Genomic DNA, 24,730 nt, shown 5'->3' with positions numbered 1-24,730 from the left:
CTGCCCCGCGCTATCTACCGCCCCTTGAATACCGGACGACGCTTCTCCATGAACGCACGGCGCCCCTCGACATAGTCCTCGCTCGCGAAGCAGGCATTGATCGCGGCGTCGAGCGTGGCCGTGTCGCGCTTCTCGGCATCCTGGGTCGCGGCATGGATCGCGAGCTTGGCGGCCTTGATCGTCAGGGGCGCGTTATCGGCGATCGTCGCCGCATACTTGTGCACGTAGGCTTCGAGTTCCTCCGCCGGCACGACGCGGTTGACGAGGCCCATGATGCGCGCGTCCTCGGCCGTGAAGCGGTTCGCGGTGAAGAAGATCTCCTTGGCGAAGGCAGGCCCGACGATGTCGACGAGACGCTTGATCCCGGACGCGCGATAGCCGAGGCCCAGCCGCGCGGCCGGCACGGCGAAGAAGCTGTCGTGGCCGCAGATGCGGATATCGGTATTGAGGGCGATGGCGACGCCGCCGCCAACGCACAGGCCGCGGATCATGGCAATGGTCGGCTTGCTCACATTGCTGATGGCTGCCTGCGCCGTCGATCCGGCCTGGTCGTAGATCTTGATGGTCTCTTCGCGGTCGCGCTTCTTGTCGAACTCCGAGATGTCGGCACCGGACACGAAGGCCTTGTCGCCCGCGCCCGTGAGCACGATCACGCGCACGTTCGGATCAGCCTCGAAGTCGGCGATGATCTTCGGGATTGCGACCCACATCTCGTAGGAGACGGCGTTGCGCTTCTCCGGCTGGTTGAAGATCATCCAGCCGATGCCGCCCTCCTTGCGGGCGAGCATCTTCGTCGTACCGAGGTCCATGCGAGGTCTCCAAGAGGGCCGCAGAATCGACTGCGGGCGACAGCCTGGGCGAGCGTCCCGACGGCAAGCAGCAGATGCTTCCGCTCAGGCCGAGCCTATCCTCTGACAAGCCGCGGCGATTGGCAATCGCACGGGAACATGGCTGCACGCTCTAAGTGCGCGGCTCGTGGCACACACGTTACAGTCCGTCCGAAAACCGGACGAGCTTTCGCTCCACGCGCGGAGGGCGCGTGCCTCATGCGATGAAGAATAATTCTAACCGTCGCTGCGCCTAGCCGGCGGCGCGCACCGCATCGGTGATCTTCTTCGCCGCATCGGCGAGGTTGTCGGCGCTGAGAATCTGCAGGCCCGACTCGGCCATGATCTTTTTGCCGAGCTCGACGTTGGTGCCCTCGAGTCGCACGACGAGCGGCACTGTCACGCCAAGCTCCCGCGCTGCAGCAACAACACCCTCTGCGATGATATCGCAGCGCATGATGCCGCCGAAGATATTGACCAGAATGCCCTTCACGCTCGGATCATTGAGAATGATCTTGAAGGCCGCCGTGACCTTCTCCTTCGAGGCCGATCCACCGACATCGAGGAAGTTCGCAGGCTCCATGCCATGGAGCTTGATGATGTCCATGGTTGCCATGGCGAGGCCCGCGCCATTCACGAGGCAGCCGATCTGGCCGTCGAGCTTGACGTAGGAGAGATCATACTTCGACGCCTCGACCTCGGAGGGATCCTCCTCAGCGAGGTCGCGCATCGCGACGATGTCTTTCTGGCGGAAGAGCGCGTTCGAATCGAAGTTCATCTTGCCGTCGAGCGCGAGCAGCTTGCCGTCCTTCGTCACGACGAGCGGATTGATCTCGAGCAGCGCCATGTCCTTCTCGACGAACATCCGGTAGAGGTCGCCGACGAGCTTGACGCACTGGCCGACCTGATCGCCGGTGAGGCCGAGCGCAAATGCAACCTTGCGGCCGTGATAGGGGAAGTAGCCCGACGCGGGATCGATCGAGAACGTAAGGATCTTCTCGGGCGTGTCATGGGCGACCTGCTCGATGTCCATGCCGCCTTCGGTCGACACGATGAACGAGACGCGGCTCGTGGCGCGGTCGACGAGGGCGGAGAGATAAAGCTCGCGGGCGATCGCCGAGCCGTCCTCGATATAGAGGCGCTGCACCTTCCGGCCTTCCTGTCCCGTCTGGACAGTGACGAGCGTGTTGCCGAGCATCTGGCCGGCGAAAGCCTCGACCTCCTCGACGGACTTTGCGAGCCGGACGCCGCCGCCGCTGCCGGCCGAAGCCTCCTCGAACTTGCCCTTGCCGCGACCGCCGGCATGAATTTGCGATTTGACCACCCAGACCGGGCCCGGGAGCTTCCTGGCCGCCTCGACGGCCTCGGCAACCGTGAATGCGGGGAAGCCCTTGCCCGTCGGCACGCCATACTGCCGATAGAGCTCCTTGGCTTGGTACTCATGGATGTTCATGGCATCGTATCCCCGTGGTGGCCGGTTACGGCGTCCCTCTTAGCCCGTCTTCGGCGCACAAGAAAGGGCAGCTTTCGTCCAAATCGCCTGCACTACACCCAGCATAAGATCTCGGGAGGTCTCGAAAAATGACACTTACAGGCTCGGCGCTGGCGGAGCGTGAGGAGCTGTTCAAGGCCTTTGGCCGCGCATTCTTCAAGAAGGATGTAGAGGCCCTCTACCGTGTCGTCGCGCCGGATTTCCAGTGGCGGGGACAGGACGAGAAGGGCGCGCCGCGCCTGCTCGCGAGTCCCGAGGCCATTCACGCCCACTTCGAGCGCCAGCGGGAAACGTTCAGCGAGGTGCGTTTCCGCGATGTCGTCTACCAGCACCTGCCCGAGGTCTCGTTCATGACCTTCAAAATGACCGAGACGCGCCGAGCTGACGGCGCCGTCAGCGACCACGAAGGCGTCGAGGTCTATACGTTCAAGGATGGGCGCATCGCGCTCAAGGACGTCTACCGCAAGCCCGCGTAGCTCCATCCCGGGGCGCTACTGAGAAGTGCCGACCAGCGTTCGGCGATAGTTTTCGTACATCGCCTCACGATGGATACGGCGCTGCGCCCTCTGCCGCTTCCGCTCGAGCGTCTGGACCCGCACGGGGCCCTCGGCCTTCATGCGGGCGTCCGCTTCAGGCTCAGAGAGAGCACGCTCCCGCTGGCCATGGTCAGCTCGTTCCACGGGTGATGGCAATCCGGCTTCGACAGTCTCCCGGCGCTCGATCCGGGCGACGGTGCGCGCCGATGTCGGCAAGTACGTCGCGTCGGACCGTACCGGGCCGACATCAGGCTGAGGCGCCGGCGCTGCGGCGAGAGGCTCGGCGGGCTCCACGACCGGGACATCGCATCGGCTGATGTCGAAGCCGGCAGCGTTCGGCTTGCCGGGATCCACGCGTGTCAACGGGCCATCGCTGCGTGTGCCGGGGCTGGCTTTGGCAACGACATAGCGCTGCCGACATACGCCGATGCGTGGCGGCAGGCGCGTTTCCTCGAATGCATCGTATCCGGCTTTGAGGTCGCGCCAGAAATCGACCCAAGGGCTATCCGCGTGGGCCGCCATGTTGGCGCCCGTCATCCGGAACGGAAAAATATGGACCTGGAAGTGCTCCTGGCGCCCGCGGAGCGCCGCGCCTGCAAGGTGGTGGATCACTTTCGCCACCGGCTCGGTCATGGCGTAGCACCCGGTGGACGAGCAGCCACCATGGACGAGGATGTAGGAGCCGGTGCGATCCAGCCGCTTGTCGTGCAGGTTCGGGAAACCGAGGTTGAAGGCCTCCCGCCAGCGCCCCACATGGCGCATCTGACGCCGCCCGATCGTGTAGAAGCCTTCAGGGCTCTGCTTGTCGCCCTCCCGCAGCTTGGGACCGAGCGTGCCCGTCCAGTGGCAGATGGGAAAGGTGGCCTTCAGCACAAAGGCGTTTCCGCTGCGCATCCAGAGCTCGAGCTCGGACTCCGCCTTGAAGATGCGGATCAGGATCGGCGCGCCTTCGCTTATGCCCTTCGCGGCAAGCTGTTCGGAAAGGTCTTCGAGATCTGGGGCGCCGGACGGCGGCAGGACACCGCGGGCAAAGGCCCGCTGCCGCTCGATCCTGTCGGGGGCAACATCGTCGAGCTCGACGACGAGCGCCATCGCCGGAGCGCAGAATGCAACAACGAGAAGCAGGGCAAACGATGCTGGCCGCATGACCACGCGGACAAAACCGGAATCCCACCCGACGCCGTACACTACGCGACCCCCGCCGCAACTACGCTACCTATGCTTCGATCACGAACCATAGGGCTCGCGCAGGGACAACCCTGCGAGCCGCCATCCATGTTGAAAACTCAGCCGAGTGTCTCGGGCACGCCACATCCGCGGAGAGCCGCTAGCGGTTGGCTGGCACGACCGGCGATTGAGGCGGCTCTGCCGTCAGCTCGAAAAGCTCAGGCGGAATGCCGAGGCCCATGCGCTGGCCTGCCCCCGGCATGGCGCTCATCATGACGTCGCGCCTCTTGAGACCCGGCGCCACGACATGCGGCATGAAGGCCACCTTGTCGTTAGCACGCGGCACGAACGGCTCCGGCCGCGCGACCTGATAGGTCGGGCAGCGGGCCGCAGGATCGATGCGCCCGGCGCGGGGATCACGGAAGTCGGCATTGACGATGTATCGCCGCTCGCACACGGCGATCTTCGGCGGCTGGCGCGCGATCTCGAAGTGATCGTAGCCTTCCTTCAGCGTCCGCCAGAAGCCGTAGTGGGGGCTCCCACGGTGCCGAACCATGTTCTCGTCGGTCATGCGGAAGGGGAATGCGTGGACCTCGAAGGAGTCGTGCCCAGCTTCGAACTGCTCGCGCGCGAGTGCATAGATCTCCTCGACGAGACCGTCGGTCATCGCGTAGCAGCCGGCGGACGTGCACTTGCCGTGCACCATGAGGAAGTCACCCGTGCGGCCCTGCGCCCGATCGAAGGCGTTCGGGTAGCCGAGGTTGAAGGACAGATGGAAGCTGGACTTCGGATTCATCTGGTTCTTGGTGATCGTGTAGAACCCCTCGGGGGCCTGCTTGTCACCCGTGCGAACCTTCGGACCGAGCTCCCCCGACCACGTGCAGATCGGGTAGGTCTTGAAATGGTAGAAGCGCCCGTCGTCGCGGGCCTTCCAGATCTCGAGCTCCGACTCTTCCTTGAAGATGCGCACGAAGATCTGCGTGTCGGTACGCATGTCCTTTTTGCCAAGGAGCATCATGGCGTCCTTGGACAAGGGGCGCAGATGAGGTGGTGCGATCTCGCCGCCACAGCCTGCGAGAACAGCGGCCGACAGTCCGGCCACGACGGCAATACCCAGCGCTCGGCTGATCTTAGCCATGGTCCCCCTGATGATCGAAGCAGTACGCAGTGCCCCAGGGCGCACGTTGATCACCATAAACAATTCGTTTACGTTAAAATTCCGTTAACAACAAGTGTATTGAGCCGTTCGAGCGCGTTTGGCGCTGTCCAAGTTGCATCTAAGATATTCTTTGAGGAGTTGCGTATGAGAGCGTTCATTCTCGCCGCTGTAATTACTTTCTTGGTCGTGCTGTACACTGCCTCGTCTTGGGCGGGTTCGCTCGTCTGAGCCCAGACCCTAGCCGGTGATCAGCAGGGACACGCCGCGGATCAGGTAGACGACGCTGATCCCGACCACGATCCAGCGGCTCCAGCGGCGAAAGCCCTCGTTCGTCATGCCGAGCAGGACTTTCGCCGCGACCGACGTGCCGATCAGCGCGAGCGCTATGGCACCCACGTACTGCCACATGGGCACGGACGTATCCCAGGCAGCGGCGAACGTGCCGAAATAGGCGATGCGCCCGACATGACCGAAGGTCTGGCAGACGGCCTTCGTCGCCACCACCGCACGACGGTCGAGCAGGCTCTTCTGGAAGAAGAGATCGAGAATGTGGCCGGCGGCGCCCGCAATGAGCTGCAATGTCATCACGAAGAGGCCGGCGATGAAGGGTGCACCCGGTCGGGTGATATCTGGCGTGAGGTTCTTCGGCAGGCGATCGGCGATGAACACGATCGAGCCGAGCATGAGGTAGACGACGGCCTTGTCGGGCACGAACGCGATGAGCCGCATGAGCACGAAGGCAACACCGGCGCCGACGATATAGCGCCGGACGATGTGCCATTCCACGAGCCGCCACCAGAGCGTCGCGCGCCAGCCGTTCGCCCCGAGCTGGATGATCCCGAACAGGACCATCGCCGGCGCAACGTCGAGAAAAATCAGCAGGATGCCGAGGAGGATGAGCCCCCCGGCCATGCCAAAAATGCCGGATATGAACGAGGTGACGAGGATCGAGACGCCGATGATCCCCGCCGTCGCTGCGCCGATCATGTTGCCGCCCCGACGGAGGCACGCGCGCCAGCCGCCATCGGCGACCGGCTGTCGGCCTCATGCCCGTCTGCTGCCCCCCGCATCGGGAAAGCGCTACTGGTACTTCCTCAGGAACTGGGAACGCGCGGTCGCGGCCTGCACGAGAAGCGGGAGGTCGTTGCCGCCGAGGATGAAGCGGGCGCCCATGCCGACATACTTCGACATGCCCTCGTCGGTGTAGACGCCGCCCATTCCGAGCCACTTGCCGTGCTTCTTGCAGGCAGCGCCGGCGGCCTCGTAGGCCTTGGCGACGTCCGGATGCATGATCTGGCCGGGAAGACCCATCTCCATCGTCAGGTCGTTCGTTCCGATAAGAAGCACGTCGATGCCGGGCACGGCTGCGATGGCCTCGGCGTTGGCGATGGCTGTCGGCGTCTCGAGCATGACGACGACCAGCATGTTGTCGTTGACGAGCTTGGTCGATTCGGCGGGCGGCATGGCGGCAAAGCCGAGCTGCGGCATGGCACCGGCAGCCGAGCGATGTCCGACAGGCGGATACTTGAGCCGCTCGACGACCGTGCGCGCCTCGTCCGCCGTATCGACATGCGGCATCACGATGCCGAAGGCGCCGCCATCGAGGACGCGCGTCGCCATGTCGTACTGGCCGTTCGGAACGCGGACGATCGGCGAGATGCCGGCCGCATTGGCCGTGACCGAGATCTGCACGGCCATGTCGAGCGTCATAGAATTGTGCTCGAGATCGATGAACAGCCAGTCGTAGCCCGCCTGAACCATGATCGGCGCAATGTCGACGGTGCGCGCCTGGCGCAGCCCGATGCCGATGGCGAGCTCGCCCTTCTGAAGGCGCTCACGCGCGGGATTGCGTACCGTCACCTTGCCTGCGGCCATGGCTTCCTCCTGGTGTTTTGTCTTGTGGGCCTCGACGCGGGCGCGGGAGGCGGCGGGCTTCATACGCGCAAATTAGGCGCGCGTTGTCCAGACATGCGAGCGCATGGGTCGCCGCCGAAAATCCGACGGGACTGATTGATGGTGCGCGCGGGGCAAGCCACTGCACCGGAAAGCGACAGCACCGCTTCCCGGCTGCCCGCGCCGCTAAAACTAAGGCTCGAGTTCGGTATCCCAATAGAGATAGTCGAGCCAGCTTTCGTGCAGGTAATTGGGCGGGAAAAGCCGCCCGTTGCGGTGCAGCTCGAATACGGTCGGCCGATAGGGCCACTGCATCGGCCGCATCCCGATTTTCTCGGGCAGGTAACCGCCCTTGGCGAGATTGCACGGCGAGCACGCTGTCACGACGTTATCCCAGCGGGTCAAACCGCCGAGCGAACGCGGGATCAGATGATCGAAGGTGAGCTCCTTTTTGGAGCCGCAGTATTGGCAGGTGAACCTGTCCCGCAGAAAGACATTGAACCGCGTGAAGGCCGGATAAAGGGCCGGCTTCACGTAGGCCTTCAGCGACACGACGCTCGGCAGGCGCACCTCGAAGGAGGGACTGCGCACGACCCGGTCGTATTCGGACACGATGTTCACACGATCAAGGAACACCGCCTTGATCGTGTCCTGCCAGCTCCAAAGGGAGAGCGGATAGTAGCTCAAAGGCCGAAAATCGGCGTTCAAGACTAGAGCCGGAAAGGCATGTGGTTGCGCTGTCGAAAGATTCACGAGCAGGCAGTCCTGACAGTTCCCTGTCCGAATCGCACTCGGATTTCGTTTACGGCGCCGGGATACTAGTCTGCCATGACACGGATGTGAAGCGCATCCCGCACTGCGATAACGAACCTGTGCGAAACAGGTTCCGCGTCGCCTGCCGGCAACAGATGACGTTGCGGTGCAAAACTGAGAGTATGAAATGAATTCCGGCTCATAACCCGCCCGAGAAATACCGATGCCCAGGCTCGACGAAACCCGCCCGTTCATTCCCGTCCGCATAGCCGTTCTGACAGTATCGGATACCCGGACGCTCAAGGACGACAGATCGGGGGACACGCTCGCGGGCCTGATCGCCGCCGACGGGCACGAGCTCGCGGATCGCGCCATCGAGAAGGATGACATCCCGGCCATTCGCGCCCGCGTCGAGAAGTGGATCGCCGACAAGACCATCGATGTCGTCATAACGACCGGGGGCACGGGCTTCACCGGGCGCGACGTGACCCCGGAGGCGGTAAAGCCGCTCTTCGAGAAGGAGATCGACGGCTTCTCGGCCCTCTTTCACATGATCTCGTTTCAGAAGATCGAAACGTCGACAATCCAGTCACGCGCTTGCGGCGGCGTGGCCCACGGCACGTACATCTTCTGCCTGCCGGGTTCGCCGGGCGCCTGCAAGGATGGCTGGAACGAGATCCTGAAGTGGCAGCTCGACAACCGTCACCGGCCCTGCAACTTCGTCGAGATCATGCCGCGTCTTGAGGAGCATCGGAAAGGCTGAGCACTTCCGCGCTCACTTCCGTTACCAAGCCCAGCGCCAATTGCACGGGCCGGAACGAGCGCCGGTGATGCTCCGTCACGCCGAGGCGCGAGAGTGCATCTGCGTGCTCGGGCGTGCCGTAGCCCTTGTGGCGTTCGAAGCCATAGCCCGGGAATTCACGACCCAGCGCAATCATGAGACGGTCACGCGTCACCTTGGCGATGATCGAGGCTGCCGCAATCGAAAGCGATCGCGCATCGCCTTTGACGATCGTGCGGGCCTTGCAGGCAAAGCGCGGGGCGCGATTGCCATCGACGAGGACGAGCTTCGGCTTCTGACCTTTGCCGGACGGCAAAGCCTTCACCGCGACGGTCATCGCCCACATGGTGGCGTTGAGGATGTTGTCCTGGTCGATGCGGACGACATCGGCAATGCCGACGCCCACGCGGGCACTTTCCATGATACGCGGAAAGAGCGCCTCGCGCGCATCGGGGTCGAGCGCTTTCGAATCGGCAATTCCCGGCGGAATGTTATCGGGGTCCAGGATCACCGCCGCAGCGACAACCGGCCCCGCCCAAGGCCCGCGTCCGGCCTCGTCAACGCCCGCAATCGGCCCATTGCCGAGTTGCAGCTCGCTCTGCTCAAGCTCGAACGTGGCTTTGAGCGCCATATCATCCCCCGATCCCTCATCGAAGGGATCGAAGGATTCGTCGTTCATGTCAAAGTCCGGGGCGCCCATTGTTCAGGCAATTCAGCCAGCCGGCGGTTGCGCGACCACGTCCTCGTAATTGTATTTCTTCGTCGTCAGCCCCGCGTGCATGAAAATGTCCTGCACGGCATCGAAGGCTGGACGCGTGATTTCGACGTGGGGCGTCCAGTTGCCGAGTTTCTGGTAGACCGCGATCGTATCCCGCAGCACGCCCTCGTCGATACCGGGGAAATACTTGAGTTCTTTCTTCGCGACCTCGGCAGCGGGCGTGGCGATCAGCCAGGCGCGGGCCTTGCGATAGACCCGCGTGAACTTATGAGCCGCGTCCGTCTTCAGCCATTCCGGCGTCGCGGCGAGGCTCGAAAAGGCACACGGGCCGACGGCATCGGCGAGCGATGCAACAATATGGCCGGCGCCGTCGTGCTCGAGCTGCTGCGGTCCCGGCCCCTGCAGGTGGACATAACCGCCACGGCCGGCGCGGAAAGCCGCGTCGTTCTTGCCCATGCCGGCATCACCGACTTTGGCGCTCTTGAAGTCGAGCCCCATGCGGTGGCAGGCCCATTTGAACATGGCGAGCGGCTGATCGCCGTGATCGACGAGGATCTCCCCTTCCTTGAGCTTGTCCCAGGTGAAATTCGGATCGGGCTTGCGCGCTGTGATGAAGAAGCCGTCCCTCTCGTTGATCTGCGCGAAGTGACGGATGTTCGGCTTCTGGCCGCGCTCCAGCGCGATGAGGCCATAGCCCGCCGCATTCTGCGCCACGTGCACGCTTCCATCCGCAAGGCCCGTGAGTGCGGACTTTCCCGGCTGCGAGATCGCGTGCTTCACGTCGAAGCCTTCATCCTGAAGGAAACCGCCCGCGAAGGTCGCGATCAGCGGGCTGTAGAAGGCGGAGAAGCGGGTGAACTCGATGCTGATGGGCTCGGCCATGGCGGCGGTCGTCTCCTCGGTTGGGTCTCGGGTCGGCGCCGGCAGGGCGGCATCGTGACGATCTGAAACGTGGCGCCGGATGTTCCCATCCCCGCGCGGGTGCACTATGACACCAGACGCCCCGGATAGCGCAACCATCGGGCGCTAGGAGATTTCTGGCATGAGCGACGCGAGCAAGCTGGCCGCCGCGCACCGAGCGCTGGCCGCTTCGGAGCGCAGTGGCATCGACCCGTTCATCGTCATGGACGTGATGAGCGCTGCCGCGGCCAAGGAGGCAACCGGCGCGCACGTCATTCATATGGAGGTCGGCCAGCCCGCGACCGCCGCGCCCAAGGCGGCCCGCGATGCCGTGCGCCGCGCGCTCGACAGCGACAAGCTCGGCTACACGCTCGCGCTCGGCATGGAACCGCTCAGAGCGCGGATCGCCCAGCTCTATCGCGACTGGTACGGCGTCGAGGTCTCACCTGAGCGGATCATCGTGACCAGCGGCTCGTCGGCGGCGTTCGTGCTCGCCTTCCTCGCGCTCTTCGATGCAGGTGATGCCGTGGCGCTCCCTTCACCCGGCTATCCGTGCTACCGCCATATCCTGACGGCCCTCGGTCAGCGCCCGCTCATGCTGGAAACGGGCCCTGCATCGCGTTGGATGCCGACCGCCGCGCAGGTTGTCGAAGCCGCATCGCGCGAGCGCGTCTCCGGTCTGCTGATCGCGAGCCCATCAAACCCAACAGGCACCATGCTCGAGCCTCAGCGCCTCGCCGAGATCATTGCCGCGTGCAAGCAGACGGGCACGTGGTTCATCTCCGACGAGATCTATCAGGGCCTCACGTACGGCGTGCCGCAGGCGACGGCTCTGCAGTATTCGGATGACGTCGTCATCATCAACAGCTTCTCGAAATACTTCTCGATGACGGGCTGGCGCGTCGGCTGGATGGTCGTGCCGGAGGCGCTCGTCCGTCCGGTCGAGCGGCTCGCGCAGAATCTCTATATCTCGCCGCCGGCCGTCTCGCAGGTCGCCGCGCTCGGCGCCTTCGACGGCATCGACGAGCTCGAAGCCAACAAGCGCGTCTACATGGCGAACCGCGATCTCCTGCTCGCGGCACTGCCCAAGGCGGGGCTGACCGAGATCGTTCCCGCGGACGGCGCCTTCTATCTCTATGCCGACGTCGGCGCCTACACGAACGACAGCCTCGCCTTCGCCAAGCGGATGCTCGACGAGACCGCCGTTGCCGCGACCCCAGGCGTCGATTTCGATGGAGGCCGCGGCAGCCGGTTCATTCGGTTCTCGTATGCCGGCTCGACCGAGGACATGGCCGAGGCCGCGCGTCGCCTGCAGGGCTGGGACGCGTTGCAGCGCTAGCCAGTAGGCTCGATCAGGTCCTTCAACTTTTGGCACTCGTGCCTTGACAGTGCCAAGGACCGGCAGCATATACCCGGCGCAGGGCCGCCGACGGCGCCGACCGGGCTCCGATCCCGGCGAAGCCCTGCAGTCGCGCCGCTGTGGCAATCACGAGGCCCGACATTCAGAAAACCATCGCTATTTCAAGAGGATGAACCCATGAAGTTCCGCCCTCTGCATGACCGCGTGGTCGTCCGCCGCATCGAGGAGGACGCCAAGACCGCCGGTGGCATCATTATTCCCGACACCGCCAAGGAGAAGCCGATGCAAGGCGAGGTAATCGCCGTCGGACCGGGCGCACGGGATGAAGCCGGCAAGCTCGTCCCGCTCGACGTGAAAGCCGGTGACCGGGTTCTCTTCGGCAAGTGGTCCGGCACCGAAGTGAAAATCAGCGGCGAGGATCTCCTCATCATGAAGGAGAGCGACATCCTCGGCGTTCTCGAAGGCAAGGCCTCTGCGAAAGCCGCCGCCTGATCAGGCACCGGAGTACCGGACCTGCCAGGTGGCGCAAACACCTTGGCTCGGTTCGGGTTGGTTCCCCCCAGACCCCATGAGTGAGCCAAGATGACAGCCAAAGACGTCAAGTTCTCCCAGGATGCCCGCGAGCGGATGCTGCGTGGCGTCGACATCCTCGCCAATGCCGTGAAGGTGACGCTCGGGCCCAAGGGCCGCAACGTCGTGCTCGAGAAGTCGTTCGGCGCGCCGCGCGTGACCAAGGACGGCGTCACGGTCGCGAAGGACATCGAGCTCGCCGACAAGTTCGAGAACATGGGCGCGCAGATGCTGCGCGAGGTCGCGAGCAAGACTAGCGATCTTGCCGGTGACGGCACCACGACCGCCACTGTTCTCGCCCAGGCGATCGTCAAGGAAGGCGCGAAGTCGGTCGCTGCCGGCGCCAACCCGATGGACCTCAAGCGCGGCATTGACCTCGCCGTCAGCGCCGTCGTCGCCGAGCTGAAGGCCAAGGCGAAGAAGGTCACGTCTAACGCCGAGATCGCCCAGGTCGGCACCATCTCCGCGAACGGCGACTCCGAGGTCGGCCAGATCATTGCCGAGGCTATGCAGAAAGTCGGCAACGAGGGCGTGATCACGGTCGAGGAGGCGAAGAGCCTCGAAACCGAGCTCGACGTCGTCGAGGGCATGCAGTTCGATCGCGGCTACATTTCTCCGTACTTCGTCACAAACGCCGACAAGATGACGACGGAGCTCGATAGCCCGTACATCCTCATCCACGAAAAGAAGCTTTCAGGCCTGCAGCCCATGCTGCCGCTGCTCGAAGCCGTTGTGCAGACGGGCAAGCCGCTCCTCATCATTGCGGAAGAGGTCGAGGGTGAGGCGCTGGCGACGCTCGTCGTCAACAAGCTCCGCGGCGGCCTCAAGGTCGCGGCCGTCAAGGCGCCGGGCTTCGGCGATCGCCGCAAGGCCATGCTCGAGGACATCGCTGTGCTGACGGCCGGCACGGTCATCTCCGAGGACCTCGGCATCAAGCTCGAGACCGTGACGATCGGCATGCTCGGCCGCGCCAAGCGCGTCTCCATCGACAAGGAGAACACCACGATCGTCGACGGCGTCGGCAAGAAGACCGACATCGAGGCCCGCGTGAAGCAGATCAAGGCGCAGATCGAGGAGACGACCTCGGACTACGACCGGGAGAAGCTGCAGGAGCGGCTGGCGAAGCTCGCCGGCGGCGTTGCGGTCATCAAGGTCGGCGGTGCCACGGAGATCGAGGTGAAGGAGCGCAAGGATCGCGTCGACGACGCACTCCACGCGACCCGCGCAGCGGTCGAGGAGGGCGTCGTGCCGGGCGGCGGTGTGGCACTGCTGCGCGCGATTGCGGCCCTCGACAAGATCAACGTCGACAACGAGGACCAGAAGGTCGGCGTCAACATCGTCAAGAAGGCGCTGCAGTGGCCGGCCCGCCAGATCGCACATAACGCTGGCGACGACGGCTCCGTGATCGTCGGCAAGGTGCTGGAGAACAACAAGTACGCTTTCGGCTACAACGCCCAGAGCAGCGAGTACGGCGATCTGGTCGCCCAGGGCGTCATCGACCCGGCCAAGGTCGTGCGCTGCGCCCTGCAGGATGCCGCGTCCATTGCCGGCCTTCTGATCACGACCGAGGCCATGGTTGCCGAGCTGCCGAAGAAGGATAGCGGCATGCCGGCCATGCCCGGCGGTGGCATGGGCGGAATGGGTGGTATGGGCGGCATGGACTTCTAAATCCTGCCGACGCCAAGAGTTACGGGCACTGCAAGAAGGCCGCCGCGCACCCCGCGTGGCGGCCTTATTTCTGGACTGCGCAGGCCTATACGAAACCGCTAAGCAGCAATCTCATCCATTTCAGGAAGCGCGGCATCATCTTCCTGCGCCAGCGTGTGAGCTGCTCTGTAGGCTTCCGCACGCACTTTATCTTCCTCGAAAACGGAATGCCCGACGAGCTCAACCGTCTTCTCGATGACACGCACAAGGCGAAGAAATTGTTCGTGATCGAGCACCCTTTGAGTTTCCCTAAGGTGCTGGATATACAGGTTGCGGAAACCCTTGATGCGGAAGCCAACTAGTTCGCGTGAATACAACTCCAGAGACAGCGTCAGGTACTCATCGACGCGTCTTTGAACGCACGGGACGTCCTTGCGGATATACTCAACGTAGTCCGCATCGCTATAGTAGATCGCGATCGGCTCGTAAGTGTTCGCAATTCTGGTCTCTCGCGTCTTCATGGCGTTGTCCGTTTACCGATCACCACAACCGCTCGCTGTACCTGTTGCCAAAGCTCACCGGCAAGCGGGGATCATTGGCATCAGCTTCAACGAAGTCCCAGTGGGTCAAGGTTCCAATTAATAGGGTTGCACCACCATCCGGGGGGTGGTCCAGCCGCGCATACGCAGTAAACAGCAAGTCGCCCGGCACTTCCACCTTCTCAGCCACACAAACCATGCTTGGTACGTAACGGTAAAAAAACCGTGGCCTTAGTACGTACACAACGTAATCCGCACCGTCATCATCTTCTCCGAGCGGCCTCTTGATGCCCTTGAAGCACGCATGCGCCTCACTCAGAGAGATGAGGCCAGCCTCCGCTTCAACGCGACCGGCGGCAGAGAACACATTATTCACTGGAGGCGCTTGACCGCAGATAACACTCCAGAACTCGAACGCAGGCTGTCGCCTGCCATTCTCCGCGGCCCTCCGCACATCATGTCCTGAAACCCGATGGCAACATGCCGCCGAAGGGTCGAACGGCGATTTTGCAGCTATCGTTGGGGGCAAGTCGATCCACGGCGACAGCTCCCACCCAGACCCTTCAATCAGCTGAAGTTGTGGTCTTTTCATGATGCGTCCTGACGAATCGAACACCAGAAATGTATCACACTGAATGTCTGAGCAACTCCGAATTCATACGTCGCACACCCTTGCCTCCGGCCCAATTCCAGGTATAAAGCGCCCCATCACCCGCTCCGGTCGAAGGCTCGAGGAAAGGCGGCAATCGCCGCAGGACCACTGGTCCGGCTTTCCGGGTCTACGCTCTTTGGGTGCCTGGTGGGCCTTTCCCGGGCCCATAAGGGGCTTTGCGCCGGAGGGGACAGAAACGAGAGAAAGGCTGAGCATGGCGCTCTATGAGCACGTGTTCCTGGCACGCCAGGACGTCTCGACCCAGCAGGTCGAGGCACTTACCAAGGAATTCTCGGACATCATCGAGGCCGGCGGCGGCAAGGTCGCCAAGTCCGAGTATTGGGGTCTCAAGACCCTCAACTTCAAGATCAAGAAGAACCGCAAGGCGCATTACTCGCTCTTCAACATCGACGCCCCGCCGGCGGCGGTTGCGGAGATGGAGCGCCGCATGAGCCTGTCGACGGACATCCTCCGCTTCCTCACCGTCAAGGTCGAGGCGCATGAGACCGAGCCGTCCGCGCCGATGCGCAAGGGCGACCGGGACGAGCGCGGCGAGCGTGGTGATCGCGGCGACCGCGGTCCGCGCGGTGGTGGCGGCCGCTTCGGCGATCGCGGTGGTGACCGTGGCGGCTTCCGCGGTGGTGATCGCGGCGATCGCCCGCCGCGCGAGGGTGGCGGCTTCCGGGCCGATCGTGGTGACCGTCCGCCGCGTGATGGCGACGCGCCGCGTGGCCCGCGTCCGCCCCGCGACGGCGATGCGCCGCGTGGTCCCCGTCCTCCCCGTCCTGATCAGGAGAGCTGATCCATGTCCGATACCAGCAGCTCGGGTGCAGGCGCGGCGCGCCGGCCCTTCCATCGCCGCCGCAAGACCTGCCCGTTCTCGGGCGAGGGCGCACCGAAGATCGACTACAAGGATGCGCGCCTGCTCGGCCGCTATATCTCCGAGCGCGGCAAGATCGTGCCGAGCCGCATCACGGCCGTCTCGGCCAAGAAGCAGCGTGAGCTCGCCAAGGCGATCAAGCGTGCGCGCTTCCTCGGCCTGTTGCCCTACGTGATCAAGTAAGGCACTACTTCGACAAGACAGGAAGGCCGCTGGCGCGGCCTTTCCATTCACGGGTTGGGGCGTGCCGATCGTCGGCCGCCTCTAACCGCCACTAGTGGCCTGATCGCGAAATTCGCATGATAGTGCGGACTTCTCGATCATCACACCAGCGCGGGACAGCTTCGGGCCATGCCCTATTTCGCCCTCATCGGCCTTGCAGGCGGCTTTGCGTCCGCCGTGCTCTTTATGTCAGCGACCGCTGGCGGACCGGCCGGGCGCGTCCTCCTTTATTTTCTGGCGCCGTTGCCGAGCTTCCTCGCGGGCCTCGGCTGGGGTGCGCCTTCCGCGCTGGTCGCCGCGCTCGCAGCATCGGCCGGCATCGGCTTCATTCTGGGCGGCATCTGGCCGGCTTTCGTTTTCCTGGTCAGCCAAGGGCTGCCGATCGTCATTCTCTGCCATCTGGCGCTGCTCAACAGGCCGGTTGGGGCAGCGACAGCAGGCGACGATAACGGAAGCGGCGCGCCGGCCCTCGAGTGGTATCCCGTCGGCCGTCTGCTCGCTGCCGGCGCCATCATTGCGGGCAGCCTGTCGGTGATGAGCCTCTTCTTGCTCGGCGGCGACCTCGAGCAGGTGCGCAATGCATTGCGCGAGATGATCGAAAAGGTCTTCGCACAGGATCTCGCCGCGCTGCGCGACAAGCCGCTGACGCGCCAGGAGATCGACGCGCTTGCCCAGCTCGGCCTCTATCTGCTGCCGGCCGCCTCCGCGACCTCGTGGCTCGCGGGTTTCAGCCTGAATCTGTGGCTCGCCGGGCGGATCACGAGCGCCTCCGGGCGGCTCGTGCGCCCATGGCCGGATCTGGCCGCCATGACGTTCCCGCCGGGGATGGCTATCGGGCTGGCGATCGCGGTCGCCTTCACCTTCCTGCCGGGCTACCCCGGTCTCATCTCCTCCGGCTTCGCGGGCGCGCTGCTTTTCGCCTACATGCTGATGGGGCTCGCCATCATTCACTACGTGACGCGCGGCAAGCCGCAGCGGCCGCTCATCCTATGGGGCGTCTACTTCCTCCTTCTCCTCTTCAATAGCTGGACGGCTGCCGTGATCGCGCTCCTCGCGATCGCCGAGCCCATCTCGCCGCTCAAGCGCTGGCCGCGCTCATCGTCCGGGCCCCCCGCACAGCGCGGCCCGGACTGACGGCGCCAATCCCGAATTCGCCATCTCGAACAACACTCAAGGATCAAACAAGGAGCTGAACATGGAAGTCATTCTGCTGGAGCGCGTCGGGCGGCTCGGCCAAATGGGCGACGTCGTCAAGGTCAAGGACGGCTATGCCCGCAACTTCTTGCTGCCCCAGGGCAAGGCGCTCAGGGCAACAGAAGCGAACCGCAAGACCTTCGAGGGCCAGCGCGTTCAGCTCGAGGCACGCAACCTCGAGCTCAAGACCGAAGCCGAAGGCATTGCCGGCCGTCTCGACGGCCAGACCTTCGTGTCGATCCGCCAGGCGGGCGACACGGGCCAGCTTTATGGCTCGGTCTCGACCCGCGACATCGCAGAGGCCATCAGCGCCGGCGGCTTCTCGGTCGAGCGGCGCCAGGTGCTCCTCGACAAGCCGATCAAGGCACTCGGCCTCCACGAGGTCCGCGTCGCCCTCCACCCCGAAGTGGCGGTCAAGGTATCGATCAACGTGGCCCGCTCCGCTGATGAAGCCGAGCGTCAGGCACGCGGCGAAGATGTCACGGTCATCCGCGAGGAGCTGCCGGAGATCGAGACCTACAGCGAGGATCAGGGCGACGGCGCGGCCGCCCCGGGCCTCGGCGAGCAGCCGGACGTCTGATCGGCTGAAAATAACGCCAACTCAAGTTCTTGGGGCGCGCGGCCGACGGTCGTGCGCCCTTTTCGTTAACGGCGTTCGCCGGGGAACGACTTGGCGGGTTCGCACGTTTGCGGAAAGGCGGTCTAAGGACGAAGCGCCAGCGCAAGGCAAACATGTGACAAATTGTCAGGACCGCGCTATTCTTGGTCGATACAGAAGTCCAATGCCCAAGTCCGCGGGACCAGGGAGGGACCCGTACGCGGGCGCGTAGCGTCGAGGCGTGCCATGTTCAAGCCGCTCGAAGTCCTGCTCCGTCGCATCGTGGAGCACGGCGATCTCTCCCTCATTACCTACAATGGGAAGACATTCCGCTTTGGCGATGGCCAGGGCCCGCAGGTGACTGCGCGGCTCATGGACCGCAAGCTCGAGCGCCAGCTCGCCCTCGACCCGCATCTGGCCGTCGGCGAGGCCTACATGGATGGCCGGCTCATCATGGAGCAGGGGCGCATCTATGACCTGCTGGCCCTGGTGCTCGAGAATGCCATGGCGCACCCGCTGCCGCGCTGGGCACAGAGCCTGGACGTCGCGCGCTTCCTCACGCGCCGGCTCGCACAGTTCAATCCGGCCAGCCGCTCGCGCCGCAACGTCGCGCACCACTACGACATCGACGGCTCGATCTACGATCTCTTTCTCGATGCCGACCGGCAGTATTCCTGCGCCTACTTCCCCGACGCCAAAACACCGCTCGAGGCCGCCCAGCGCGCCAAGAAGCGGCATCTGGCCGCCAAGCTCGCCCTTTCGGAGGGCCAGCACGTTCTCGACATCGGCTCGGGCTGGGGTGGCCTCGGGATCTATCTCGCGGAGGCTGCCGGCTGCTTCGTCGACGGCGTGACGCTTTCCGTCGAGCAGCTCAAGATCGCCGAGGCGCGGGCACGGCGCGCCGGTCTCGCCAATGCCGTCCACTTCCGTCTGCAGGACTACCGCGAGGTCGTCGGACCGTATGACCGGATCGTCTCGGTCGGCATGTTCGAGCACGTGGGCGTCAACCACTACGGCACGTACTTCCGCAAGGTTCGCGAGCTCCTGAAGGACGATGGCGTCGCGGTCATCCACTTCATCGGGCGATCGGAGCCGCCGGCCATCACCAACCCGTTCATTGCGAAGTACATCTTCCCAGGTGGCTATATCCCGGCGCTGTCGGAGGTGATGACCGCCATCGAGCGCTCGGGTCTCGTCACGACGGACGTCGAGGTCCTGCGGCTCCACTACGCGGAAACACTAAGGGCTTGGCGGGAGCGCTTCGTCGCCAACTGGGAGGAGGCCGCGCGCATCCGCGACGAACGCTTCTGCCGCATGTGGGAATTCTACCTGGCCGGATCGGAGACAGCGTTCCGCTACCAGAACCTCGTCGTGTTCCAGATCCAGCTCACGCGACGCATCGAAGCCCTGCCCCTCACCCGCGACTACATCATGCACAACGAGGCTGCGCTCGCGCACGCGGAGCAGGAGGGCATCCGCGTGCAGATGCCCCGTCTGGCAGGAGAATAGGGACGCTTGGCGAAGGCTACTCGGCCGCGACCCGGATGCCGGGGGCGGCCGCTTTCACGTCCGCATCCACGTGCTGCTCGAACTTGGCGAAGTTGTCCTTGAACATCTTCACCAGCGCCCGCGCCTGGACGTCATAGGCGGCCTTGTCGGCCCACGTCTCGCGCGGATCGAGGATCTTCGGATCGACGCCCTCGAGCGCCGTCGGAACCTCGAAGCCGAACGCCGGGTCGAGCCTCATGGGCTGGCTCTTGAGCTTGCCCGAAAGCGCCGCGTTGAGAAGCGCGCGCGTCGCCTTGATGGGCATGCGGTGGCCGACGCCGAACTTGCCGCCCGTCCAGCCGGTGTTGACCAGCCAGCAATCGACGTTGTGCTTCGCGATGAGCTCGCGGAGCATGTTGCCGTAGGCGCTCGGATGGCGCGGCATGAACGGTGCGCCGAAGCACGTGGAGAAGGTGGCCTGGGGCTCGTTGCCCATCCCCTTCTCGGTACCCGCCACCTTCGCCGTATAGCCGGACAGGAAGTGATACATCGCCTGGCTCGGTGTGAGCTTGGCGATCGGCGGCATGACGCCGAACGCGTCGGCGCACAGCATCACGATATTGCGCGGATGGCCGGCAGTGCCCGTCGGGCTCGCATTGGCGATGAACTCGAGCGGATAAGCCGAGCGCGTGTTCTCGGTCAGGCGACCGTCGTTGAAATCGGGCTCGCCGCTCTCGTTGAGGATCACGTTCTCGAGCACCGTGCCGAACTGGTTCGAAGCGGCCCAGATCTGCGGCTCGGCCTCCTGCGAGAGGCGGATCGTCTTGGCGTAGCAGCCGCCCTCGAAGTTGAACACGCCTTCCGGCGACCAGCCATGCTCGTCGTCGCCGAGCAGAATGCGGCTCGGATCGGCCGAGAGTGTCGTCTTGCCCGTGCCGGAAAGGCCGAAGAATACGGCCGAGTCACCGTCCTTGCTGACGTTTGCCGAGCAGTGCATGGGCATGACGCCGCGCTCGGGCATCAGGTAGTTGAGGAACGAGAAGACCGACTTCTTGGTCTCGCCCGCATAGGACGTCCCGCCGATCAGCACGAGGCGGCGCGTGAAGTCGCAGGCGATGACCGTTTCGGTGCGGCAGCCATGGCGCGCAGGATCGGCGCGGAAGCTCGGCAGATTGACGACCGTGAACTCGGGCTTGAAGGTCGCGAGCTCAGCGGCGCTCGGACGGCGCAGCAGATGGCGGATGAAGGCCGCGTGCCATGCGAACTCGGCAAAAATGCGCGTGTTCAGGCGGTGATTGGAATCGGCGCCAGCGAAGAGGTCTTGAACAAAAAGCTCACGCGATGATGCATGAGCTTTGAAATCCTCCAGCAGGGTGTCGAAGTGTTTCCGCGTGATGGGTTTGTTGTTGTCCCACCAGACGGTCTGCTCCGTCGCCTCGTCGCGGATCGTGAACTTGTCCTGTGCCGAACGGCCCGTGTGGGCGCCGGTCTCGACAACGAGCGCGCCCGTCGAAGCGAAATGCGCTTCGCCGCGGCGAATGGATTCCTCGATCAGCTCTACAAGCGGCCGATTGTGACGGACGGCCGAGGGAACACTCAAAGAAAACGTTTCATTGCTCATTCGGATATCGCTGCTCGTCGGAGGATCGCCGTCTTGAAAACCCGGATTGCCGCAGGGTGCCTTCACGGCCGCCGGGTAGCGGCAGAGTGATCGCCGAGCGTGGGCACGCCCGCGATCCTGTCGGCTTCATGCTTTCCAGAAGGCACGCCTCTAAGCAAGCCCCTCGCTGTTCACAACCCGGCCTTTGGTCGCACGGCCTCTCGCCCGCAGACCGCCGTTTCGATTGATGTTCAATCAGCGATTGTCTGCAAGCACCCTCATTTTTAGCACGCGCCATGCAAGCAGCGTGACATATCAATGCTGCAGCGCGTGAGGACTTCGACTGCCTGCGGACTTGGTGAATGACGGATTAGCACGGCGCGGCAGGACAAATTCCTCTGCGGGCCGCGGATGTATCCGCCCCGATCAGCCGCGCCCCCGATACGGCGCCACGCCCTGGTCGGGCAGCCAGACGCCATCGGGACAGGGGCCCGTCTGCCAGAACACATCGATGGGGATGCCGCCGCGCGGGTACCAGTATCCGCCGATACGGAGGTACTTGGGCGCCAGGAGCTCGACGAGCCGCTTGGCGATCGCGATCGTGCAGTCCTCGTGAAAGGCGCCGTGATTGCGGAAGGCGCCGAGGTAGAGCTTCAGCGATTTCGACTCGACCAGCCAGTCACCCGGCACGTAGTCGATGACGAGATGCGCGAAGTCGGGTTGGCCGGTGACGGGGCAGAGCGAGGTGAACTCGGGCGCGGTGAAGCGCGCGACGTAGAGCGTGTCGGGATGCGGGTTCGGCACGCGATCGAGCACCGCCTCTTCAGGGCTCTGCGGCAGGGCTGTCTGCTTGCCGAGTGTCGTGTGATCCGTGGCTGAGGCCATGGCGATGCCTCCTCTATGCCGGTACGAGACCGAGCCGCTCATCGCGACGGCGCAGCCATGTGATGAAGGGAATGGACGCCAGCACCATCCAGGATTTTCCGAGCACCTGACCAAGCAGATAGTCCAGGCTGCCGAAGGCGAGATACAGAAAGACGATGCTGTCGATGACGAGGCCGACGAAGCTGCTCGCGACGACGGCCGTGACGAGACGGCGCCGCTGCAGCGGCGTGTAGACGACGAGATCGGCCATCTCGGCGAGCAGGAAGGCCGCGCCCGACGCAAGCACCAGCGACGGCGGCGCCAGATATGCCGAGAGCGCCGCGCCTGCGACGACTGCACCCGCCGACCAGCCGACACCGAGGCGGCGCTGCACGAGATCGCGCAGCACGAGCGCGAGGCCGATCATCAGCACGCCCGTCGGCGCCATGATCCCGAAACCGACCGGCATCAGGCACGGCCCGTTCGGCACGCACTTCGTGCCGACGTTGCCGATGAGCCAGTTCGCGGCGGGAATACAGAGCGCGAAGCCTGCGAGGAACAGCAGGCCCTCAGCGCGACGACGGTCGAGCATGGGATGTATCTCCGATTTATAAAGCGCAACGAGATGGCGCGCTGAGGCACGCCGGGTCGGCCCGGCGCCCGTGTGGATAGGGCAATTGGGGGGAAAAGGCTAGTGTGGGCCGTGTGATGGTTTCCGGCTTGGGCCTAGGACTGTCATTCCTCAAGGCGGCATTCAACCAACCCCTGCAATGAGGGCGATAGCGTCCTTAGCCCGCACACAGGTTTGACTTCGAGGCACTCACGTAATATCAATTGTTACATGAGATTGAACAGTCGACTGTCGGACATCCTTCACGTCCTTCTCCACATGGCCGAGCACGATGGCCCCGTGACATCTGAAATGCTTGCCAAAGCCATGGGAACGAACCCCGCGGTGATACGGCGGATCATGGCCGCATTGATCGAGCCGGGATACGTCCGATCGGAAAAGGGGCACGGCGGCGGCTGGACGCTGGCCCGGGATCTGGAAGCGATTTCGCTGCGGGACGTCCATGACGCGCTCGGCCCGTCCTCCATATTTGCAATCGGCAACCGAAGCGAGGCGCCCAAGTGCCTTGTAGAGCAGGCGGTCAACACTGCCGTAAGCCAAGCCATGCGCGAGGCTGAAGAACTCCTTCTGACACGCTTTGCTCAGGTCACCCTCGCTTCGCTGCGGGTCGATATTCACCGGCGCCTCAAGCACAAGCGCGGCAGCCTTGATCTGGAGGCCGTGCATGCGTCCTGACGCGACAGCCAAAGCACTGCTCGAGCCGTTCTCCGATCCAAACGTCGTCGCCAAATACACGGACGGTCCGCGTCGCTTCGTGCCGGGTTTCAGTGATCTCCACCGAATGACAGGAATTCTGATTGCGGAGCGCGCGCCAAAGAACGCACGCGTGCTCGTCCTCGGGGCGGGCGGCGGCCTCGAACTGAAGGCGTTGGCCGAGACTCACGAAGGTTGGACATTTGTCGGCGTCGATCCGGCCGCGGAAATGCTGAAGCTGGCTGAGCGCACTCTCGGACCGCTCGGCACCCGCGTCGAACTCGTACAGGGATACATCGACGACGCACCTGACGGGCCGTTCGACGCTGCGGTTTGCCTCTTAACGCTGCACTTTCTCGATGCTGACGAGCGTCGCCGCACCGCGCGCCAAATTCTCCGCCGCCTCGCTCCCGGAGCACCCTTCGTCGTAGCCCATTCGAGCTTCCCTCAGGGAGCGGAAGAGCGCGGACAATGGATGTCGCGTTATGCGGCCTTTGCCGTTGCTTCAGGTGTAGATGCGGATCGGGCGGCCGAAGGACGTTCCAAGGTCGAAGCGCATCTCCATTTGCTGACCCCAGAACACGACGAAGCCATCCTCGGGGAGGCTGGCTTTTCGGCGGTCGCTCAATTCTATGCCGCGTTCACGTGGCGCGGGTGGGTGGCCTACGCCTAGTTCGATTGGGCACCACTCGGCGCTACACCAATCACCGTCGCCCCAATGGCCTCCGCCAACCGCCGCGGATCGACCTCGAAGACCGCTTCGGGTGAGCCGGCGGCGGCCCAGACGGTCTCGTATTGCAGCAGATCCTTGTCGAGCCACGTCGGCAGGGGCTGGGCATGGCCGAAGGGCGGAATGCCGCCGATCGCGAAGCCGGTGACCTCGCGCACGAAGGCCGCATCGGGCCGGTCGAGCGCCTCGCCGATCACGGAGGCGACACCCGCTTGATCCACGCGGTTGGAGCCGGACACCAGCAGCAGCACCGGCTTTCCGCTCTGCTTGCCGCGGAAAACCAGCGACTTGATGATCTGCCCGACGGCACAGCCGCAGGCGGCGGCCGCATCCTCAGCCGTGCGCGTGGACTGCGCCATCTCGACGACCCGGACTGCAAGGCCCAGGCCGTCGGCCGCCTGCTGTACGCGCCGCGGCGCCGGCTTCAGCTCGCTCATAATCCTTTTTCCCTCATTGTACCGTGGCTTAACGCCGATGTTGCGCTGCCGGGGGCGCACCGGTATCAGTTCGGCAACGAAACCGTCCCCAATTGAGCAGGATAGATCATGCAGGTCGACGAGGCGACCGTCCGCCGGATCGCGCGGCTGGCGCGGATCAGGATCACCGACGAGGAGGCCAAGGCGCTCGAAGGCGAGCTGTCGGGCATTCTGGCGTGGGTCGAGCAGCTCGACGAGGTCAATACGGACAATGTGCCGCCTATGACCCGCGTCGCCGACATGAAGCTCAAGAAGCGCGCCGACGAGGTCACAGATGGCGAGAAGGCCGATGACATCATCGCCAATGCGCCCATGACCGAAGACCACTATTTCGTCGTGCCCAAGGTCGTGGAGTGAGCG

Annotated in this window: 28 protein-coding genes; 13 read left to right on the top strand and 15 right to left on the bottom strand. The window is 64.1% G+C overall.

The genetic code is table 11. The annotated features are described in order from the left end of the window. Nucleotides 1–14 precede the first annotated feature (14 nt). Nucleotides 15–809, bottom strand: a complete 795-nt coding sequence (locus CS1BSM3_RS13270) for an enoyl-CoA hydratase (protein WP_072387537.1) — start codon at nt 807–809, stop codon at nt 15–17. A gap of 271 nt (nt 810–1,080) precedes the next feature. Further along, nucleotides 1,081–2,280, bottom strand: coding sequence for an ADP-forming succinate--CoA ligase subunit beta (sucC, locus tag CS1BSM3_RS13265; RefSeq protein WP_072387536.1), 1,200 nt, complete (start codon nt 2,278–2,280; stop codon nt 1,081–1,083). Nucleotides 2,281–2,408: 128 nt separating this feature from the next. On the opposite strand from sucC, the gene CS1BSM3_RS13260 reads away from it, so the two are divergent. Further along, the gene (locus CS1BSM3_RS13260) at nt 2,409–2,795 is read left to right on the top strand and encodes a nuclear transport factor 2 family protein (protein WP_072387535.1); all 387 of its coding nucleotides are present in this window, start codon (nt 2,409–2,411) and stop codon (nt 2,793–2,795) included. Nucleotides 2,796–2,810: 15 nt separating this feature from the next. Here CS1BSM3_RS13260 and CS1BSM3_RS13255 read toward each other — a convergent pair whose 3' ends face one another. The 5 genes from CS1BSM3_RS13255 to CS1BSM3_RS13235 all read right to left on the bottom strand — a co-directional run bounded on the left by CS1BSM3_RS13255 (nt 2,811) and on the right by CS1BSM3_RS13235 (nt 7,827). Continuing rightward, nucleotides 2,811–4,001 (bottom strand): L,D-transpeptidase family protein, encoded by a 1,191-nt coding sequence (locus tag CS1BSM3_RS13255; RefSeq protein WP_143149198.1) that lies wholly within the window; start codon nt 3,999–4,001, stop codon nt 2,811–2,813. Nucleotides 4,002–4,182: 181 nt separating this feature from the next. Further along, on the bottom strand, nt 4,183–5,160 hold the full coding sequence (locus tag CS1BSM3_RS13250) for a L,D-transpeptidase family protein (RefSeq protein ID WP_072387533.1): 978 nt from the start codon (nt 5,158–5,160) through the stop codon (nt 4,183–4,185). A gap of 258 nt (nt 5,161–5,418) precedes the next feature. Beyond that, nucleotides 5,419–6,168, bottom strand: coding sequence for a TSUP family transporter (locus CS1BSM3_RS13245; RefSeq protein WP_072387532.1), 750 nt, complete (start codon nt 6,166–6,168; stop codon nt 5,419–5,421). A gap of 93 nt (nt 6,169–6,261) precedes the next feature. Then, nucleotides 6,262–7,056, bottom strand: coding sequence for an HpcH/HpaI aldolase family protein (locus CS1BSM3_RS13240; protein WP_072388187.1), 795 nt, complete (start codon nt 7,054–7,056; stop codon nt 6,262–6,264). Nucleotides 7,057–7,266: 210 nt separating this feature from the next. After that, nucleotides 7,267–7,827, bottom strand: a complete 561-nt coding sequence (locus tag CS1BSM3_RS13235; RefSeq protein ID WP_072387531.1) for an HNH endonuclease — start codon at nt 7,825–7,827, stop codon at nt 7,267–7,269. 223 nt (nt 7,828–8,050) lie between these two features. Here CS1BSM3_RS13235 and moaB point away from each other — a divergent pair, with 223 nt between their 5' ends. Further along, a complete protein-coding gene (gene moaB / locus CS1BSM3_RS13230) occupies nt 8,051–8,590 on the top strand; it encodes a molybdenum cofactor biosynthesis protein B (protein ID WP_072387530.1) in 540 nt (179 codons plus the stop codon). Here the strand turns inward: moaB and CS1BSM3_RS13225 are convergent. Continuing rightward, complete coding sequence (locus CS1BSM3_RS13225; RefSeq protein WP_072388185.1) at nt 8,556–9,287, bottom strand: ribonuclease HII; 732 nt, start codon at nt 9,285–9,287, stop codon at nt 8,556–8,558. The two genes, moaB and CS1BSM3_RS13225, sit on opposite strands and share 35 nt — an antisense overlap. A gap of 33 nt (nt 9,288–9,320) precedes the next feature. Beyond that, entirely contained in the window at nt 9,321–10,208 is an 888-nt protein-coding gene (locus tag CS1BSM3_RS13220; protein WP_072387529.1) for an ABC transporter substrate-binding protein, read from the bottom strand. A 160-nt stretch (nt 10,209–10,368) separates the two neighbouring features. Here CS1BSM3_RS13220 and CS1BSM3_RS13215 point away from each other — a divergent pair, with 160 nt between their 5' ends. The 3 genes from CS1BSM3_RS13215 (at nt 10,369) to groL (ending at nt 13,824) form a co-directional block, all read left to right on the top strand. Further along, nucleotides 10,369–11,565 (top strand): pyridoxal phosphate-dependent aminotransferase, encoded by a 1,197-nt coding sequence (locus CS1BSM3_RS13215; protein ID WP_072387528.1) that lies wholly within the window; start codon nt 10,369–10,371, stop codon nt 11,563–11,565. A gap of 198 nt (nt 11,566–11,763) precedes the next feature. Next, on the top strand, nt 11,764–12,078 hold the full coding sequence (groES, locus tag CS1BSM3_RS13210; RefSeq protein WP_072387527.1) for a co-chaperone GroES: 315 nt from the start codon (nt 11,764–11,766) through the stop codon (nt 12,076–12,078). A gap of 90 nt (nt 12,079–12,168) precedes the next feature. Further along, nucleotides 12,169–13,824 carry a chaperonin GroEL gene (gene groL, locus CS1BSM3_RS13205; RefSeq protein ID WP_072387526.1) on the top strand — a complete coding sequence of 552 codons (1,656 nt, stop codon included), beginning with the start codon at nt 12,169–12,171 and terminating at the stop codon, nt 13,822–13,824. A gap of 98 nt (nt 13,825–13,922) precedes the next feature. Here the strand turns inward: groL and CS1BSM3_RS13200 are convergent, their stop codons facing one another. After that, the gene (locus CS1BSM3_RS13200) at nt 13,923–14,324 is read right to left on the bottom strand and encodes a hypothetical protein (protein ID WP_072387525.1); all 402 of its coding nucleotides are present in this window, start codon (nt 14,322–14,324) and stop codon (nt 13,923–13,925) included. 19 nt (nt 14,325–14,343) lie between these two features. Further along, nucleotides 14,344–14,934, bottom strand: a complete 591-nt coding sequence (locus CS1BSM3_RS28000) for a hypothetical protein (RefSeq protein WP_143149196.1) — start codon at nt 14,932–14,934, stop codon at nt 14,344–14,346. A gap of 274 nt (nt 14,935–15,208) precedes the next feature. On the opposite strand from CS1BSM3_RS28000, the gene rpsF reads away from it, so the two are divergent. From rpsF to CS1BSM3_RS13170, 5 genes are all read left to right on the top strand, one after another. After that, entirely contained in the window at nt 15,209–15,796 is a 588-nt protein-coding gene (rpsF, locus tag CS1BSM3_RS13190; RefSeq protein WP_072387523.1) for a 30S ribosomal protein S6, read from the top strand. Nucleotides 15,797–15,799: 3 nt separating this feature from the next. Continuing rightward, nucleotides 15,800–16,057, top strand: coding sequence for a 30S ribosomal protein S18 (rpsR, locus tag CS1BSM3_RS13185; RefSeq protein ID WP_072387522.1), 258 nt, complete (start codon nt 15,800–15,802; stop codon nt 16,055–16,057). A 168-nt stretch (nt 16,058–16,225) separates the two neighbouring features. Next, complete coding sequence (locus tag CS1BSM3_RS13180) at nt 16,226–17,230, top strand: DUF2232 domain-containing protein (RefSeq protein WP_072387521.1); 1,005 nt, start codon at nt 16,226–16,228, stop codon at nt 17,228–17,230. A gap of 61 nt (nt 17,231–17,291) precedes the next feature. Continuing rightward, on the top strand, nt 17,292–17,870 hold the full coding sequence (gene rplI, locus CS1BSM3_RS13175) for a 50S ribosomal protein L9 (protein WP_072387520.1): 579 nt from the start codon (nt 17,292–17,294) through the stop codon (nt 17,868–17,870). Nucleotides 17,871–18,134: 264 nt separating this feature from the next. Further along, a complete protein-coding gene (locus CS1BSM3_RS13170; RefSeq protein WP_072387519.1) occupies nt 18,135–19,397 on the top strand; it encodes an SAM-dependent methyltransferase in 1,263 nt (420 codons plus the stop codon). Nucleotides 19,398–19,413: 16 nt separating this feature from the next. Here CS1BSM3_RS13170 and CS1BSM3_RS13165 read toward each other — a convergent pair whose 3' ends face one another. From CS1BSM3_RS13165 to CS1BSM3_RS13155, 3 genes are all read right to left on the bottom strand, one after another. Beyond that, entirely contained in the window at nt 19,414–20,997 is a 1,584-nt protein-coding gene (locus CS1BSM3_RS13165; RefSeq protein ID WP_072387518.1) for a phosphoenolpyruvate carboxykinase, read from the bottom strand. Between the two features lie 405 nt (nt 20,998–21,402). Further along, nucleotides 21,403–21,861, bottom strand: a complete 459-nt coding sequence (gene queF, locus CS1BSM3_RS13160) for a preQ(1) synthase (protein WP_072387517.1) — start codon at nt 21,859–21,861, stop codon at nt 21,403–21,405. Between the two features lie 13 nt (nt 21,862–21,874). After that, on the bottom strand, nt 21,875–22,432 hold the full coding sequence (locus CS1BSM3_RS13155) for a VUT family protein (protein WP_072387516.1): 558 nt from the start codon (nt 22,430–22,432) through the stop codon (nt 21,875–21,877). Between the two features lie 249 nt (nt 22,433–22,681). Between CS1BSM3_RS13155 and CS1BSM3_RS13150 the strand changes: the two genes are divergently transcribed. Both CS1BSM3_RS13150 and CS1BSM3_RS13145 read left to right on the top strand, forming a co-directional pair. After that, a complete protein-coding gene (locus CS1BSM3_RS13150) occupies nt 22,682–23,146 on the top strand; it encodes an Rrf2 family transcriptional regulator (protein ID WP_072387515.1) in 465 nt (154 codons plus the stop codon). Beyond that, entirely contained in the window at nt 23,136–23,837 is a 702-nt protein-coding gene (locus CS1BSM3_RS13145) for a class I SAM-dependent methyltransferase (protein ID WP_072387514.1), read from the top strand. The genes CS1BSM3_RS13150 and CS1BSM3_RS13145 overlap by 11 nt, the downstream gene beginning before the upstream one ends. Here the strand turns inward: CS1BSM3_RS13145 and CS1BSM3_RS13140 are convergent. Beyond that, complete coding sequence (locus CS1BSM3_RS13140) at nt 23,834–24,331, bottom strand: YbaK/EbsC family protein (RefSeq protein WP_072387513.1); 498 nt, start codon at nt 24,329–24,331, stop codon at nt 23,834–23,836. The genes CS1BSM3_RS13145 and CS1BSM3_RS13140 overlap by 4 nt on opposite strands. A gap of 108 nt (nt 24,332–24,439) precedes the next feature. Here CS1BSM3_RS13140 and gatC point away from each other — a divergent pair, with 108 nt between their 5' ends. Further along, entirely contained in the window at nt 24,440–24,727 is a 288-nt protein-coding gene (gene gatC, locus CS1BSM3_RS13135) for an Asp-tRNA(Asn)/Glu-tRNA(Gln) amidotransferase subunit GatC (RefSeq protein WP_072387512.1), read from the top strand. Nucleotides 24,728–24,730 lie beyond the last annotated feature (3 nt).

This window comes from Hyphomicrobium sp. CS1BSMeth3 (assembly GCF_900117415.1).
Taxonomy (GTDB): domain Bacteria; phylum Pseudomonadota; class Alphaproteobacteria; order Rhizobiales; family Hyphomicrobiaceae.
Note: the sequence above shows the minus strand (reverse complement) of the source record. Positions and strands in the feature narration are given on the sequence as shown.